The organism is Mesorhizobium sp. RCAM 05099, from assembly GCF_059683685.1.
The window spans coordinates 5,191,194-5,205,491 of sequence record NZ_CM185035.1 but is presented as its reverse complement, the minus strand read 5'-3'; the positions used below and the strand labels follow the sequence as shown (position 1 = coordinate 5,205,491).

Genomic DNA, 14,298 nt, shown 5'->3' with positions numbered 1-14,298 from the left:
GGCCGCGCATGTTGAAGCTTGAACATCAGACCCTGAACGACCGCGCCTATGGCGCGCTCAAGCAGGAGTTGATTTCAGGTGGCTTCAGCCCGGGCCAGACACTGGTCATCCGCAAGCTCGCCGAGACGTTTGGGATATCGACGACGCCGATCCGCGAGGCGCTGCAGAGGCTCGTCGCCGAGCGGCTGCTCGAGATGCAGAACAACCGCTCGATCATCGTGCCTTTGCTGTCCGCGGCTGCCTTCGAGGAACTGACGCGCATTCGCATCGCCGTCGAGGGACTGGCGGGCGAGATGGCCGCCTCGCGGATGACCGAAAGCGGGCTGGTTGACCTGCAGATCACGCTCGACGGCATGCAGCGCGCCATCGAGGCTGGTGACGCCAGGGCCTATCTCACGCTGAACGAGGCCTTCCACTTCGCCATCTACCAGCATGCCGGCGCGCCGATCCTTTTGAACATGATCCGCGACCTCTGGGGGCGGGTAGGGCCCTATCTCAAGCTGCTGATGCAGGCCGATCGCTACATCCCGCAGTCGAACGATGCGCATCGCAGGATCGTTGCCGCGTTGGAGCAGCACAGCGGTTCGGCGGTTCGAGCATCCCTCGAAGAAGACATCGCCGTCGCGGCCGCGATTCTCTCCGAGAATCTTCGCACGACCGACTGATCTTCCGCACGGCTTCACGCTATCCAGCCTCGTCCATTCGATCGCGCAGTATGCTCCAGCCTAGCAGCATGTTGGGCGCGTGCCGCAGCAGCGCATGGAACGGGATCGGCGCCGGCGGCGCAAAGGGCAGCGGCAGGTCGCGGGCGTCGGTTCCAGCGGCCCAGTCGGCCAGCGCCTTGCCCATCGCCGTGGTCATGGCAATGCCGCGTCCGTTGCAGGCGCGACCAGCGATCAGGCCCGGCCCAAGGTCGAGGAGATGCGGCAGGAAATCCGGTTCGACCGCCGCCATTCCCGACCAGCTGTAGGCAAGCGGCGGCAGGTCAGGCAGGTCGAGATGATGGCCAAGCCGTCGCCAGATCGCCCGCGGCACGCGCGTATCGGCGCCGGCGCCAAGGATATGCATGCCGCCGCTGATCAGCCGGTTTTCGGCGTCGAAGCGGAAGGTGAAGAGATTGCGCCCGGTGTCGCCGACGCCTTGCCCGCCGGGCAGCAGGCGGGTGCGTATCTCGCGCGGCAGCGGCGCGGTGGCGATCTGGAAGACTTTCAGCGGGAAGTAGGTTCGCTGCAGCGCGGGGTGGAGCGGCCCGCCATAGGCGTTGGTGGCGATCAGCACTTTGCCGGCGCGCACCGAGCCCGCCGGCGTTTTCAGCACCCACCCATCGGCCATGCGATCGACCGAGGTAACGCGTGTCTGTTCGAAGATGCGCGCGCCAGCCTTCTCCGCCGTATCGGCCAACCCGCGCGCGTATCCCACTGGATTGAGCACGCCGCCCGAACGGTCCATCCAGCCACCGACATAGCCCTTGGCGCCCGTCAGGGCTTCGACCTCCTGCCGGTCCAATGCTGCGACCGGCCGGCCGCGTTGCGCCCATTGGTTGGCGCGTGATCTGACCTTTTCGAACGCGGCGGGGGAATGCGCCGGCTGAATCCATCCGCTCTGCAGTGCGTCGCAGTCGATGCCGTGCTGCTTGATCAGGTCGAAGACCAGATCGGCGCTGCCGGCAGCGAAATCGATCAGCCTTTCGCCGCGTTCGGACCCAAGATGAGCAAGGATGCTGTCAGGGTCCATCTTGGCGAAGTTCGGCACGACGAAACCGGCATTCCTGCCGGTCGCGCCCCAGGCAACGAATTCCGCCTCGAGAACGGCGAGGGAAAGTCCTTTCCCGGCGGCGTGCAACGCGGTTGAAAGACCGGAAAAACCGCCGCCGATGATGGCGAGGTCGACATCGAGGCCACCTTGCAGTGACGGCCGGACGCGGTGGTTGCGGCTGACGGCATGCCAGAGCGAAGCGCCATGCGCCTCCGGCCGGACTACTGCGTTCATGACCCGGAACTGCTCTTGGCCGCAGCGATCTTCGCCCGCTTGCCGAAGCGTGGCCGCCGCGGCCTGTCGCCGAACAGGCCGTTCGGCCGGATCAGCAGGATGACGCAGAGCATGACGCCGATGGCGACGATCTGCAGCGAGGCGGCGCGGGCCTGCTGCTCCGGTGGGAACAGCACGCTGGTCAGCGTGCCTGACCCTGCCCATATCCCCCACACCAGGATGCTGCCGATGACGGCGCCGAGATTGCTGCCCGAGCCGCCGACGATCAGCATCACCCAGACCTGGAAGGTCAGGATAGGCAGATAATTGTCCGGGGCGATGAAGCCGGTGAAATGCGCCTGCAGCGCGCCGGCCAGCGCCATGATGGCACCGCCGACGGCAAAGGCCTGGACACGGTAGAAACGCGCGCTCTTGCCCAGCGAGATCGCCGCCCGTTCGTCCTCGCGTAGCGCCTTCAGCACGCGTCCCCACGGGCTGCGCGACAGGTGCTCCAAGGCGAGATAGGCGATCAGCGTGACGGCGCAGACGACGGCGAGGTTGGAGAGGTTGAACAGCAGCGGCGTCTCGGCGAGGCTGCCGAAGGGGCGCGGGATGAAGCCGATGCCGAACGGACCACCGGTCAATTTCTGCGCGTTGAGTGCCACCAGTTGCACGACGACGGCGACGCCGAAGGTGGTGATCGCCAGATAGTCGGATCTGAGCCGCAGCGTGGCCATGCCGGTAAGCGCGGCGGCGATGCCGCCGACGACCATGGCACCGAACCAGCCGACAAGGATCGGCAGGCCGAAGCCGCCGAGCCGCGCGGCGTCGTCCGGTGTCGTCAGCAGCGCCGAGGTGTAGGCACCGATGGCGACGAAGCCGGCGAGGCCGACATTGAACAGACCGGTCAGGCCCCACTGCAGATTGAGCCCCAGCGTGACCAGCGAAAAGATCAGCGCGGTGGTCAGGAAGAAGGCGCCATAGCCGAGCAGATCCATCAGCGTTCCCTCACACCAAAAAGGCCGATCGGCCGCACGAACAGCACCGCCATCAGGATGATGAAGGAGACGGCGGCGCGCCATTCGGCGCCGATCAGCTGCACCGCGCCGGCTTCGGCGAGCCCGATGATCAGGCCGCCGAGAACGGCGCCGGGGATGCTGCCGATGCCACCGAGGATAGCGGCGGCGAACATCGGCAGCAGCATGTCGAAGCCCATGAAGGGGCGGATCTGCACTAGAATGCCGATCATCACGCCGGCCACGCAGGCCAGCGCCCCGCCGATGATCCAGGTGACGCGCACCACGCTGGCGACGTCGATGCCGACGATGCGGGCAAGTGCCGCGTTCTGGCTCAAGGCCTGCATCGAGCGGCCGGTCTGCGTGCGTGTCATCAACAGATGCACGCCGAGCACGAGCACGGCGGTCAGCAGCAAAAGGGCGATCTGGTCGGGCGTGATGCGGATGCCGAAGCCGACAGGCATGGCGATCTGGATCGCCCGGCTGAAATAGGTCGGGCGCGAGGTGAAGGTGAATTCGAGCAGGCTCCGGAGCGCCATCGAGGCGCCGAAGCTCGCCATCACCACGATGATGGCCTGGCCTTGCGAGCGCAACCGCGCGAACAGCACTCTGTCCAGCAGCAGCGCCAGGAGTGCGGTGAATGCCATCCCGACGACCAGTGCGACAAGGAGCGGCCAGCCGAAGGACAGTGGCGCGATGGGCGCCACCTTGCCGAATGTCGCGCCGATGGCGCTGACGACGGCGAGCGTCGCATAGGTGCCCCAGGCCATGAAGTCGCCATGGGCGAAATTCGAGAAGCGCAGGATCGAATAGGTGAGCGTCACGCCGATCGCGCCCAAGCCGATCATCGAGCCGGTCAGCAACCCGTCGACGACAAATTGCAGGCTCATGCCGCGCCTCCTTTCTCGGCGTGCAGCGGGCGCTGGCCGAGGTAGAGTTCGGCGACGACGGGATCGTTCCACAGTTCGGAGGCAATGCCTTCGTGCCGGTCCTTGCCCTCGACCAGCACATAGGCGCGGTCGCCGATGGCAAGTGCTGCCTTGGCGTTCTGTTCGACCAGCAGGATGGTGACGCCGGACTTGCGGATGCCGGCCAGCATCTCGAACACCATCGCCACGAATTTCGGCGACAGGCCGGCCGACGGTTCGTCGAGCACCAGCACCTTGGGATGGACGATCAGCGCCCGCGCGACGGCGAGCATCTGCCGCTGTCCGCCCGACAGGTTGCCGGCGGCGGTGCGGCGCTGGCGGACGAGGTCGGGGAAAGCCGCATACATTTCCTCGAGGCGGGCAGGGATTTCGCGCCGCTCGAGGATGCCGCAGGCGACCCTGAGATTGTCCTCGACCGACATCAGCGGAAAGATATTTTCGGTCTGCGGCACGAAGGCGAGGCCAAGCCGTACCATGGTGTGGGCCGGTGCGGCGGTGATGTCCTTGCCGTCCAGAAACACCATGCCGCCGGTGATCGGGACGAGGCCGGAGATCGCCTTGATAAAGCTCGACTTGCCGGCGCCGTTGGGGCCGAGGACAACGACGATCTCCCCCTTGTTGACGGTGATCGACGCGCCGCGCACGATCGGCACGCCGGGTTCGTAACCGGCTTCCAGGTCGCGGACATCGAGGACGGTTTCGCTCATGCGGTGCCTCCGAGATAGGCCTCGATGACGCGTGGGTCGCGAGCGACCTCTTCCGCCGTGCCTTCGCTGAGCAACTGGCCGCTCGCCATGACGAGGACGCGATGGCAGAGCCGTGTCACCATGTCGATATTGTGCTCGATCAGCAGGAAGGTGATGCCGCGCGCGTTGATGTCGCGGATGCGGTCGATGATGACTTCGAGCAGCGTCGCGTTGACGCCTGCCGCCGGTTCGTCGAGCAGGATGATCGCCGGGTCGGCCATCATCACGCGGGCGAGTTCGAGCAGCTTGCGCTGGCCGCCGGAAAGCACGCGCGCCGGTTCATGCGCGAGGTGGGTGAGGGTGACGAGTTCCAGCAGTTCGAGCGCTTTTGCCCTGGCCGCTCTTTCCTGCGCCGCCACCCGCCACGGCGTGACGAAGTTGGCGAGCAATTTTTCGCCGGCCTGGCCCTGCGCCGCCAGCATGATGTTTTCGATCAGCGTCAGGTTGGGCAGCGGGCGAGGGATCTGGAAAGTGCGGCCGAGGCCACGACTGATGCGCAGATGCGCGGCTTCCCCCGAGACGCGCGCACCGTTGAGGAAGATCTCGCCGCTGCTTGGCAAGATGCTGCCGGCGAGCAGGTCGAACATCGTCGTCTTGCCGGCGCCGTTTGGTCCGATGAGGCCAAGGATTTCTCCCGCCCTGACATCGAACGAGACATCGTTGACGGCGACGAGACCGCCGAAACGCCTGACGACATTCCTTGCCGCCAGAACCGGGGCGCGGTTTTCCTCCCTTTGCCGTTTGGCTGCCTCGCTCATCAAACCCTCTGGCCGAAGACGATCATCGCCGCCTCCTGATTTTTGATTTGTGATCACACTTGCTTTGATCACGCTATTCGGCTTTAATTTCGTCCGCAAGCCGAAAACCGGCCAAGAACGGAATTCCATGCAAAAGGCTGCCATCGAAAAGAACAACGAGGTGATCGCTGCCCAGCTTGCGCCGGTCGGCCGCGAGACCGTGCAGGATCGCGTCTATTCCGAACTGCGCCGCGCCTTGATCGGCGGCCTGTTCGAGCCAAGCCAGGTGCTGACCATCCGTGGCCTCGCCGACGCGCTGGTCACCTCGACCATGCCGGTGCGCGAGGCGCTTGGCCGGCTGATCACCGAAAAGGCGCTGGAGGCGCTGCCCAACCGTTCGGTGCGGGTGCCTCCGATCACGCTGGAGCGGCTAGACGATCTCTTGCGGGCCCGCATCCTGATCGAGGGCGAGGCCATCGCGCTTGCCGCCGCCCGCATGGGTCCACGCCAGATCGCCACCATCGAGACCATTCTGGGCGAATGGGACGAGATGCGGGCGCTGAAACACAAGAAGGACGTCGATCGTGAGGTGACGCTCAACCAGAGCTTTCATTTCGAGATCTACCGCTCCTGCGGCTCGGCCGTGCTGATCCCGATGATCGAGAGCCTGTGGCTGCAATCGGGACCTTGCATTCGTGTCGCCATCTACGCTTTCTCGGAAGCCGGCGAGGTCGACACCGCCCAGTATCACCGCCGCATCGTGACGGCCCTGTCCACGCAGGATGCGCAGGCAGCGCGCGAGTCGCTGGTCGCCGACATCAGCCGGCCCTTCACCTTCCTGCGCAGCAAATTGCAAGCCGCTGCCGCGAAAGACCAGACATGACTGCCATCAGCATCACCGAGCCGCGATCGAAGCTTTCCGTGACGGCGCTAATGCTGCCGGAGAAGGCGCCGGAAAACGCCGCCTTCCTCCAGGCGTATCTCGGCACGCCGCGCGTCGTCCCGGGCATTCATGCGATGTGGACGGGGCCCGAAATCTCCTGCCCGGTTCCATCAGCCGATCTTGAGGGGCAGGCCTATGCCAGGCCGTTGCCGGCGGAGAACGCGACGCTGACGCCGCAGCCCGGTGACATTGTCTTGTCCTATGTGCCGCCACGCATGTGGGGTGGCAACCCCAACGCGATCTTCGACATCGGCCTGTTCTACGGGCAGGGCGCGCGGCTGTTGTTCCCGATCGGCTGGCTCGCCGGCAGCGTGGTGGCGCAGGTGCTTGCCGAAGACCGCGATCAGTTCGCCGCCGCCTGCGGTGTGATCCGGCGCAACGGCGCCTGCGACATCACCTTCAGCCTGGTGGAGGCCTCAAATGGCTGACGACAGTTTCGAGCTCTTCGACCTTCGCGTCGAGGCGGTCATCCCCGAGGGCAAGCCGATCTATTGCGGGGCCAGGGCCGGCGACTATTTCGAGCTCAAGGGCGAGATGCTGTCGATGCCGGCCGGGCAAGGCTTTTCGATCTATTCGCTCGCCGCCGTGTTGCCGCTGCTGGCGGCCAAGCAGCGCCCGACCGACAGGAATGACTGGATGACCTCGGATGCCGAGATCGCTTGTCCCGATCCCAATTGCGCCAGCCGGCTGAGGATCGTCAGGACCGGCAAGCGGCGGTTCAGCCATGCCGAAACCACGGCCGTGCCGCTGCCGAAGGAGAATGACCAGAGATGACCGCCAAGACCTTCGAACTCGGCCCCGGCTACACGATCTCGCGCGTCATTCGCGGTGGCTGGCAACTGGCCGGCGGCCACGGCGCCATCGATCGCAGCCAAGCGGTCACCGACCTGATCGCTACCTTCGATGCCGGCATCTGGACCTATGATTGCGCCGACATCTACACCGGTGTCGAGGAACTCATCGGTGCCGCGCGCCTGCGGCTGGCCAGCGAGCGCGGCCTCGACGTCGCCGCCAGGATGAAGGTGCACACCAAGCTGGTGCCTGACCTTGAAAGGCTTGCTAGCATCAGCCGCGACTATATCAGGGGCATCGTCGACCAGTCGCTGCGGCGGCTGAAGACCGAACGGCTCGATCTCGTGCAGTTCCACTGGTGGGACTATGCGATAGCCGGCTATGTCGAGGCGATGGGCTGGCTCAACGAGCTTCGGCTCGAAGGCAAGGTGCGCAATCTTGGCACCACCAATTTCGACACCCCTCGGCTGGCCGAAATCCTCGCCGCCGGCATCCCCCTGGTCAGCCAGCAGCTGCAATATTCCGTGCTCGACCAGCGGCCAGCGAACAGCCTGGCGGGCCTTGCCGCGAAAAACGGCGTCAGCTTCCTCTGCTACGGCTCTGTTGCCGGTGGCTTCCTCAGCGACAAATGGCTTGGCGTGGCCGAGCCCGCCACGCCGCTCGAAAACCGTTCGCTGGTCAAATACAAGCTGATCATCGATGACTTTGGCGGCTGGGAGCTGTTCCAGCAGCTGCTTCGGGCGCTGAAGACTGTCGGCGATCGCCATGGCGTCGACGTCGCCACCGTCGCCAGCGCCTGGGTGCTGCAGCAGCCGCAAGTGGCGGCCGTCATCGTCGGTGCCCGCAACCAGGCGCATGCGCTTGCCAATGCCAAGATCATGGACGTTGCGCTCGACGCCGAGGACATGGCGGGGATCGCCGCCGTGATCGCGCAAAGCCAAGGCCCCCTGGGCGACGTCTACACGCTGGAGCGCGACCGTCACGGCCGCCACGGTTCGATCATGCACTACAATCTGAACGCGGGCCGGACATGAGCGCCATCAATAAGACGCTGTTTTCCAGGGCCAGCGCCGAGGTCATCGACCTGCATCGCTTCTTCGTCGAGTGGTTCGTCGCGGAGCGCGCCGACAAGGCGGATTTCAGCCGTTTCGAGCGTGCCATGGGCGACGGCTTCGGCATGGTCGCGCCGGACGGCAAGGTCCTCGATCGCGACGCGGTCGTCGATCATGTCCGCTCAAGCCGCGCCTCTTGCGACGACGGCTTCACCATTTCGATCGAGGATATCCGACCCGGTTGGCAGGACGCCGGCACGGTCGTCGTCTTCTACGTCGAGGCGCAACTGCGCGCCGGCAAGCGCAGCCGTCGCCAGTCGAGCGCCGTCTTCACCACCAGTTCATCGGCGCCCAACGGCGTCCAATGGCGGCATCTGCATGAAACCTGGCTGCAGGTGCCGGAAAGCTGAACAGGCTCCAGAGATCAAATACAGTCGAGTAACGAAAGGGGAACAACAATGACAAAGACGATACTCCAACTCACCACCGCGCTCGCGCTCGTGACGATGGCCGGCGCGGCGCAGGCCGCTGATTGCAAGATCACCGTCGGCCTCGTCATGGAACTGACCGGTCCGGCCGGCGAGTACGGCCAGGCCGGCGCCAAGTCGGTCGAAATGGCCTTCCGTGACATCAACGCCGCCGGCGGCGTGCGCGGCTGCGATCTGGCCACCGACACGCGCGACAGCCAGAGCCAGGGCAACATCGCCGTCGACGCGGCGACCCAGTTGGTTCAGGTCAAGAAGGTGCCGGTCATCATCGGCGGCATCATCTCCTCGGTGTCGATCCCGATCCTGACTTCGGTCACCGCGCCGGCAAAGATCGTCCAGGTGTCGCCGGCTTCGTCCTCGCCGACGCTGACGGCACTCGGCCGCGACGGCAAGACCAACGGCATCTTCTTCCGCACCATTACGTCGGACGCGCTGCAGGGCGTCGCCGCCGCCAAATACGCCATCGACAAGGGCTTCAAGAAGCTGTCGATCATCCACGTCAACAACGACTTCGGCGTCAACATGGTGGCCGAATTCTCGCGCGCCTACAAAGCGCTCGGCGGCACCATCGTCTCCGACACGCCATACAACGAAAAGCAGTCGAGCTATGCCTCGGAAGTCACGGCGGCGATGGCCGGCGAACCGGACGGGCTCTATCTCGTCAGCACGCCTGTCGACGGAGCAACCGTTGCCCGCACCTGGATTTCGCAAGGCGGCGTGCAGAAATTCCTGCTCAATGACGGCATGAACAGCCCGGACTTCATCGAGTCGGTCGGCGCCGACTATCTGAAGGATGCCTATGGCACGTCGTCGGGCACCAGCCCGACCGCATCGACCGACTACTTCATGAAGAACTACAAGGAATTTTCCGGCATCGAGCCGTCCAATCCAGCCGCCGACCGTTCCTATGACGCCGGCGCCATCGTCGGCCTCGCTATCGCCATCGCCGGCTCCGAGGATCCGGCCAAGATCAAGGACGCGATGTACAAGGCGGTAGACCCGGCCGGCACGCCTATCTTTGCCGGCAAGGACGAATTCGCCAAGGCGCTCGGCCTGATCAAGGACGGCAAGCCGATCCGCTATGAAGGCGTCATCGGTCCGGTCGCCTTCGACAAGTATGGCGACATCACCGGCCCGTTCCGGCTGTGGAAGATTGTCGACGGCAAGGTGACGACCGACGGCGAAATGACCAGCGACGACGTCAACGCGCTGCAGGCCAAGCTTCAGTAAGACGATCCTGTTGTCCGGCGTCGATCCGATCCCATCGTGAACGATGCCGGACGGTTGGCCTGTCGGCATTGTCCCGGGCGGCCGTGCGGACGGGGCCTGCACGGGCTGGGTTTGACCGGCAGTCGATCATGAATAGGATTGGCCGATGTCGCCTGAAACCCAACAGCTGCTCTCTGCTCTCGGTAATCGGTTGGGCGCGGGCGGCGTGCTCGCTGGCTCCGACGTAGACCAACGCTATCGCGACGATCCGGAGGGCAGGCTTGGCGCGCTCCCGGAAGCGGTGCTGCGCCCGCGCGACACCGATTGTGTCGCGGCTGCGCTGGCCGCATGCAACAATCTCGGCCAGCCAGTTGTCGTGCAGGGCGGACGTACCGGGCTGACCGGCGCTGCGCGCGTGCAGCCGGGTGAGATCGTGCTCTCGCTGGAGCGCATGGCCGGCCTTGCCGCGCCGGATCACCAGGCGGCCAGCATCGTCGCGCAAGCGGGCGCGACACTGCAGGCGGTGCAGGAAGCGGCCGACGGCGTCGGGCTGATGTTCGGCGTCGATATTGGGGCCCGTGGCTCGGCAACGATTGGCGGCAATGTCGCCACCAATGCCGGCGGCATTCGCGTACTGCGTTACGGCATGTACCGGGCGCAGGTGCTGGGGTTGGAGGCGGTGCTTGCCGATGGCAGCGTGCTGACCTCGCTCAAGGGCCTGCCCAAGGACAATTCCGGATACGACCTCAGCCAGCTCTTCATCGGCACGGAAGGAACCCTCGGCGTCGTCACGCGCGCCGCGCTCCGGCTGCATCCCAAGCCGGCCTCCGAGGTCAACGCCTTCTGCGCACTCGCTTCGCTCGATGCGGCGATCGCTTTGCTTGGGCTGCTCCGGCAAAAGCTCGGCCCGCTCCTGTCCGCCTACGAGGTCAACTTCGCACCGCTCTATGACGTCATGGTCGCCAGCATGGCCATGCCGGCGCCGCTGCCGCCGGGCTCGCCTGCCTATGTGCTGGCCGAGATCCAAGGCAGCGAGCCGGAACGCGACGGCGAGCGCTTCGCCGAGGTGTTGATGCAGGCGGTCGAGGATGGCGTGATCGACGATGTGGTCGTCTCGCAGTCGCCGCGCGAATTCCGGGCGCTCTGGGATGTGCGCGAGGATGCCAATCGCGTTCTGTTTTCGATAAAAGACCTGGTCAGCGTCGATATCAGCGTCCCGCTGGCGCGCATGGACGCCTTCCTGCGGGAAGCGGACGCTGCCATCCACGCCTTCGACCCCGGCGCCGACATCTATGTGTTCGGCCATCTCGGCGACGGCAATCTGCACTATCAGGTCCGTACGGTGGATCCGGCGGCGGCATACGATTGCGTCTATCGCGGCGTGGCGGCGGCCGGAGGTGGCGTTTCGGCCGAACATGGCATCGGCCTCGACAAGAAGAAGTGGCTGCCTCTGGTCCGCAGCGACGCCGAGATCGCCACGATGCGGCGGCTGAAGGCGACACTCGACCCGAAGAACATCCTCAATCCCGGGCGGGTCTTCGACCTCAACCCGTCTGCCTTGCCTCGATGACAGTTGCCCGGTAACTCAGGTCCGTTCCGTCGCGACTTGCCTGGGAATAAGAAAACGGGCGGCAAGCACGCAGAGCAGCACGGTGAACATCAGGATCAGCGCCACCAGCGCATTGATGTCGGGTGAAAAGCCAAGCCGCATCATCGCCCACAGCCTGACCGGCAACGTGCTTTGCGTGCCTGTGACCAGGATGGTGATCATCGTCTCGTCGAACGACAGGGCAAAAGCCAGGATAGCCCCGCCGACCATCGCGCTCGACAGGTTTGGCAGGATGATGCGCCAGAACGTCTGCCAGCCGGTGGCGCCAAGATCGTAGGATGCTTCGACCAGCGTGCGGCTCATCGACTGCAACCGCGTCAGCACCGTGCGGTAGACGATCGCCAGCACGAAGACCGTGTGTCCGATGATGACAGTCAGCAGCGAGCGTTCGAGGTGGATCTCGCGGAAGAAGATCAGCAGCGCCAGGCCGCTGATGATCGGCGGCATCAGGAACGGCAGGAAGATGATGAACTGCAGCACCGAACGCCCGGCCCGGCGTCCGTGATAGTAGAGCGCCAGCAGCGTTCCGCTCACCACCGACAGGACGACGGTGCAGACACCGACGATCAGTGTGGTGCGCAAGGCGGCCAGGATGTCATGGTTCTCGGCCAACGCCACATAGGTCGACAGTGTCGGTGACGACCAGTCGACATCGCCATGCGAAATGGTGAAGAACGACGACACGATCGGCACGAACAGCGGGCTGTAGAGCAGCACCGCAACCAGTGTCGTGATCGCTGCCAGAAGGACGGTGGACAGCCGGGGCAGGGCGCTCATATCGACGTCCCCCGATTGCGCCCGAAGCGTTCGCCAATGAGAATGGCGGCGATCACCACGACCGCCAGCGCCACCGACAGCGCCGCGCCGAACGGCCAGTTGTAGGCCGTGCCGAACTGGCTGTAGAGGATGCGGCCGAAAGTGAAGCCGCTGATCCCGCCGACCATTTGCGGCGTCAGGAAATCGCCGATCGCCAGCACGAAGACGAAGCTCGCCGCCGAGGCGACTCCGGGCAGGCTTAGCGGCAAGGTGATGCGCAGGAATGTCTGCAATCCGCTCGCCCCCAGATCGTCGGAGGCGCGCAGCAGAACCTGCGGGATACGCTCCAGCGACAGGAAGATCGGCAGGATGGCGAAGGGGATCAGCAGCAGCGTCAGCGTCAGCAGGATGGCATTCATGTTGAATACGAAAAGCGTCGACGGCTGCTGCAGGATGCCGACCGCCACCAGCGCCTTGTTGAGGAAGCCGTTGAGACCAAGGATGCTGCGGATCGCATAGATCTTGATGACGTAGCTCATCAGCAACGGCACCAGCAGCAGCATCAGCAAGGCGTAACGCCAGCGCCCTTTCAGCGTCGTCAGGAAATAGGCGGCGGGATAGGCGAGCAGGATGCAGATGATGGCCACCGATACACACAGCACGATGGTGTTCCAGAACACCGGCAGAAAGATCGGGTCGGTGAAGAAGCGGACATAGTTGCCGAGCGACAGCCCGTAAACGATCGTGCCCTGGTCGACGCTGAAGAAACTGTAGCCGAGGAAGATCGCCAGCGGCACCAGGACGAAGAGCACCGGCAAGGCGAAGGCCAGCACCGTCACCAACAGCGACAACCGTCTTTCCGCGGGCTGCATCGAACCGGCTTCGCTCATGCCAGCACCAGATGGCCTTCATGCGGCGCAAACGAAAGCGATACCGTCTCGCCGGATTTCAGCGCGCTGCCGTCGACCCGGCTTGGCACGCGCAGCCGCAGGCGTTGCACGGCATTGCCGGTGCCGGCCGCGATGGTGGCGACGGTCGATGAGCCGGCAAAGGCCAGATCGGCGATCGTGCCGGAAAAACGGTTGTCGGTGCCCTGTGTATCGGCGAGGTGCAGGGCCTCGGGGCGGAACGCCGCGTAGGCGCTGGCGCCATCCGGTGCGGCTTTCAAATGCGGCTGGCCACTGATCGAGCAGATGAGGCGCCCGAGCGCCGTCTCGATCGATCGCAGCTCGCCCTGGACCATCCCGAGTTGTCCGGCCACCAGATTGTTCTCGCCGAAGAAGCGCGCGACGAATTCGCAATTCGGCTTGTAGTAGAGATCGTGCGGCGTGCCGAGCTGGCGGATATGGCCGGCTTCCATCACGCAGATCCGATCGGCCATGCCGATGGCTTCTTCCTGGTCATGGGTGACGAACAGGAAGGTGGTCTTGATTTCGCGCTGGATGGATTTCAGGAACTCCTGCATCTGCCGGCGCAGCTCGAGGTCGAGCGCGGCCAGCGGCTCGTCGAGCAGGATCAGGCGCGGCTGGCAGATCAGCGCACGGGCCAGCGCGACGCGCTGGCGTTGGCCGCCGGAGAGCTGTGCTGGAAAGCGATCGGCAAAACGCCCAAGCTGGACAAGTTCCAGGGCCTCCGCGACGCGGCGCACGATCTCCTTGCGCGGCACGTGGCGAACCGAAAGCCCATAGCCGACATTGCCGGAAACGGTGAGGTGCGGGAACAGCGCATAGTCCTGGAACACGGTATTGAACGGCCGCCGGTTGATCGGCATGTGGCCGATGTCCTGGCCGTCCAGCCGGATCTCGCCCGAGGTCAGCGGCTCCAGCCCGCCGATCAGCCGCAGCACCGTGGTCTTGCCGGAGCCGGAGGGCCCGAGAACGGTCAGGAACTCACCGTCGCGGATCGACAGGTCGATGTCGTGCAGCACGGGAACCGTGCCGTAGGATTTCGAGACGGACCGCAGCGTCAGCAGGTCGGTGTTCTGGTTCATAAGATATTCTCGCATACGCTGCGGCGGTCCGGAATGTCCGGACCGCCGGGTCCTTCGAAGTCA

16 protein-coding genes are annotated in these 14,298 nt (G+C 65.0%); 8 read left to right on the top strand and 8 right to left on the bottom strand.

Annotated features, from left to right (window positions below; genetic code table 11):
• Window positions 1-8 precede the first annotated feature (8 nt).
• The gene (locus AC56QQ_RS25770; RefSeq protein WP_497123868.1) at window positions 9-665 is read left to right on the top strand and encodes a GntR family transcriptional regulator; all 657 of its coding nucleotides are present in this window, start codon (window positions 9-11) and stop codon (window positions 663-665) included.
• A 19-nt stretch (window positions 666-684) separates the two neighbouring features.
• On the opposite strand, the gene AC56QQ_RS25765 is transcribed toward AC56QQ_RS25770, so the two are convergent.
• The 5 genes from AC56QQ_RS25765 to AC56QQ_RS25745 are packed head-to-tail and all read right to left on the bottom strand — an operon-like array spanning window position 685 to window position 5,417.
• Window positions 685-1,989 (bottom strand): NAD(P)/FAD-dependent oxidoreductase, encoded by a 1,305-nt coding sequence (locus AC56QQ_RS25765; protein WP_497123867.1) that lies wholly within the window; start codon window positions 1,987-1,989, stop codon window positions 685-687.
• Complete coding sequence (locus tag AC56QQ_RS25760) at window positions 1,986-2,969, bottom strand: branched-chain amino acid ABC transporter permease (protein WP_497129120.1); 984 nt, start codon at window positions 2,967-2,969, stop codon at window positions 1,986-1,988. The genes AC56QQ_RS25765 and AC56QQ_RS25760 overlap by 4 nt, the downstream gene beginning before the upstream one ends.
• Window positions 2,966-3,874 (bottom strand): branched-chain amino acid ABC transporter permease, encoded by a 909-nt coding sequence (locus AC56QQ_RS25755; RefSeq protein WP_497123866.1) that lies wholly within the window; start codon window positions 3,872-3,874, stop codon window positions 2,966-2,968. Before AC56QQ_RS25755 ends, AC56QQ_RS25760 begins: the two co-directional genes overlap by 4 nt.
• The gene (locus AC56QQ_RS25750) at window positions 3,871-4,620 is read right to left on the bottom strand and encodes an ABC transporter ATP-binding protein (protein WP_497123865.1); all 750 of its coding nucleotides are present in this window, start codon (window positions 4,618-4,620) and stop codon (window positions 3,871-3,873) included. The genes AC56QQ_RS25755 and AC56QQ_RS25750 overlap by 4 nt, the downstream gene beginning before the upstream one ends.
• Complete coding sequence (locus AC56QQ_RS25745; RefSeq protein ID WP_497123864.1) at window positions 4,617-5,417, bottom strand: ABC transporter ATP-binding protein; 801 nt, start codon at window positions 5,415-5,417, stop codon at window positions 4,617-4,619. The genes AC56QQ_RS25750 and AC56QQ_RS25745 overlap by 4 nt, the downstream gene beginning before the upstream one ends.
• Before the next feature lie 127 nt (window positions 5,418-5,544).
• Between AC56QQ_RS25745 and AC56QQ_RS25740 the strand changes: the two genes are divergently transcribed.
• The 7 genes from AC56QQ_RS25740 (at window position 5,545) to AC56QQ_RS25710 (ending at window position 11,450) form a co-directional block, all read left to right on the top strand.
• Window positions 5,545-6,279 (top strand): GntR family transcriptional regulator, encoded by a 735-nt coding sequence (locus AC56QQ_RS25740; protein WP_497123863.1) that lies wholly within the window; start codon window positions 5,545-5,547, stop codon window positions 6,277-6,279.
• Window positions 6,276-6,767: a DUF3830 family protein gene (locus tag AC56QQ_RS25735; protein WP_497123862.1), complete on the top strand. Its 492-nt coding sequence runs from the start codon at window positions 6,276-6,278 to the stop codon at window positions 6,765-6,767. Before AC56QQ_RS25740 ends, AC56QQ_RS25735 begins: the two co-directional genes overlap by 4 nt.
• The gene (locus AC56QQ_RS25730; RefSeq protein ID WP_091576721.1) at window positions 6,760-7,113 is read left to right on the top strand and encodes a TIGR04076 family protein; all 354 of its coding nucleotides are present in this window, start codon (window positions 6,760-6,762) and stop codon (window positions 7,111-7,113) included. The genes AC56QQ_RS25735 and AC56QQ_RS25730 overlap by 8 nt, the downstream gene beginning before the upstream one ends.
• Window positions 7,110-8,165, top strand: a complete 1,056-nt coding sequence (locus AC56QQ_RS25725; protein ID WP_497123861.1) for an aldo/keto reductase — start codon at window positions 7,110-7,112, stop codon at window positions 8,163-8,165. Before AC56QQ_RS25730 ends, AC56QQ_RS25725 begins: the two co-directional genes overlap by 4 nt.
• The gene (locus AC56QQ_RS25720) at window positions 8,162-8,593 is read left to right on the top strand and encodes a DUF4440 domain-containing protein (RefSeq protein ID WP_497123860.1); all 432 of its coding nucleotides are present in this window, start codon (window positions 8,162-8,164) and stop codon (window positions 8,591-8,593) included. The genes AC56QQ_RS25725 and AC56QQ_RS25720 overlap by 4 nt, the downstream gene beginning before the upstream one ends.
• 48 nt (window positions 8,594-8,641) lie before the next feature.
• Complete coding sequence (locus AC56QQ_RS25715) at window positions 8,642-9,901, top strand: ABC transporter substrate-binding protein (protein WP_497123859.1); 1,260 nt, start codon at window positions 8,642-8,644, stop codon at window positions 9,899-9,901.
• Window positions 9,902-10,046: 145 nt separating this feature from the next.
• The gene (locus tag AC56QQ_RS25710) at window positions 10,047-11,450 is read left to right on the top strand and encodes an FAD-binding oxidoreductase (protein ID WP_497123858.1); all 1,404 of its coding nucleotides are present in this window, start codon (window positions 10,047-10,049) and stop codon (window positions 11,448-11,450) included.
• A 15-nt stretch (window positions 11,451-11,465) separates the two neighbouring features.
• Here the strand turns inward: AC56QQ_RS25710 and AC56QQ_RS25705 are convergent, their stop codons facing one another.
• Genes AC56QQ_RS25705 through AC56QQ_RS25695 form a run of 3 tightly spaced genes read right to left on the bottom strand, consistent with a single transcriptional unit; the run spans window position 11,466 to window position 14,235 of the window.
• On the bottom strand, window positions 11,466-12,266 hold the full coding sequence (locus AC56QQ_RS25705) for an ABC transporter permease (protein WP_497123857.1): 801 nt from the start codon (window positions 12,264-12,266) through the stop codon (window positions 11,466-11,468).
• Entirely contained in the window at window positions 12,263-13,135 is an 873-nt protein-coding gene (locus AC56QQ_RS25700; protein ID WP_497123856.1) for an ABC transporter permease, read from the bottom strand. The genes AC56QQ_RS25705 and AC56QQ_RS25700 overlap by 4 nt, the downstream gene beginning before the upstream one ends.
• A complete protein-coding gene (locus tag AC56QQ_RS25695; protein ID WP_497123855.1) occupies window positions 13,132-14,235 on the bottom strand; it encodes an ABC transporter ATP-binding protein in 1,104 nt (367 codons plus the stop codon). Before AC56QQ_RS25695 ends, AC56QQ_RS25700 begins: the two co-directional genes overlap by 4 nt.
• Between the last annotated feature and the right edge of the window lie 63 nt (window positions 14,236-14,298).

Bases quoted from the DNA above. Each gene is read 5' to 3' on its own strand.
- AC56QQ_RS25770 (WP_497123868.1), top strand. From the start codon at position 9: ATGTTGAAGCTTGAACATCAGACCCTGAACGACCGCGCCTATGGCGCG.
- AC56QQ_RS25765 (WP_497123867.1), bottom strand. From the start codon at position 1,989: ATGAACGCAGTAGTCCGGCCGGAGGCGCATGGCGCTTCGCTCTGGCAT.
- AC56QQ_RS25755 (WP_497123866.1), bottom strand. From the start codon at position 3,874: ATGAGCCTGCAATTTGTCGTCGACGGGTTGCTGACCGGCTCGATGATC.
- AC56QQ_RS25750 (WP_497123865.1), bottom strand. From the start codon at position 4,620: ATGAGCGAAACCGTCCTCGATGTCCGCGACCTGGAAGCCGGTTACGAA.
- AC56QQ_RS25745 (WP_497123864.1), bottom strand. From the start codon at position 5,417: ATGAGCGAGGCAGCCAAACGGCAAAGGGAGGAAAACCGCGCCCCGGTT.
- AC56QQ_RS25740 (WP_497123863.1), top strand. From the start codon at position 5,545: ATGCAAAAGGCTGCCATCGAAAAGAACAACGAGGTGATCGCTGCCCAG.
- AC56QQ_RS25735 (WP_497123862.1), top strand. From the start codon at position 6,276: ATGACTGCCATCAGCATCACCGAGCCGCGATCGAAGCTTTCCGTGACG.
- AC56QQ_RS25730 (WP_091576721.1), top strand. From the start codon at position 6,760: ATGGCTGACGACAGTTTCGAGCTCTTCGACCTTCGCGTCGAGGCGGTC.
- AC56QQ_RS25725 (WP_497123861.1), top strand. From the start codon at position 7,110: ATGACCGCCAAGACCTTCGAACTCGGCCCCGGCTACACGATCTCGCGC.
- AC56QQ_RS25720 (WP_497123860.1), top strand. From the start codon at position 8,162: ATGAGCGCCATCAATAAGACGCTGTTTTCCAGGGCCAGCGCCGAGGTC.
- AC56QQ_RS25715 (WP_497123859.1), top strand. From the start codon at position 8,642: ATGACAAAGACGATACTCCAACTCACCACCGCGCTCGCGCTCGTGACG.
- AC56QQ_RS25710 (WP_497123858.1), top strand. From the start codon at position 10,047: ATGTCGCCTGAAACCCAACAGCTGCTCTCTGCTCTCGGTAATCGGTTG.
- AC56QQ_RS25705 (WP_497123857.1), bottom strand. From the start codon at position 12,266: ATGAGCGCCCTGCCCCGGCTGTCCACCGTCCTTCTGGCAGCGATCACG.
- AC56QQ_RS25700 (WP_497123856.1), bottom strand. From the start codon at position 13,135: ATGAGCGAAGCCGGTTCGATGCAGCCCGCGGAAAGACGGTTGTCGCTG.
- AC56QQ_RS25695 (WP_497123855.1), bottom strand. From the start codon at position 14,235: ATGAACCAGAACACCGACCTGCTGACGCTGCGGTCCGTCTCGAAATCC.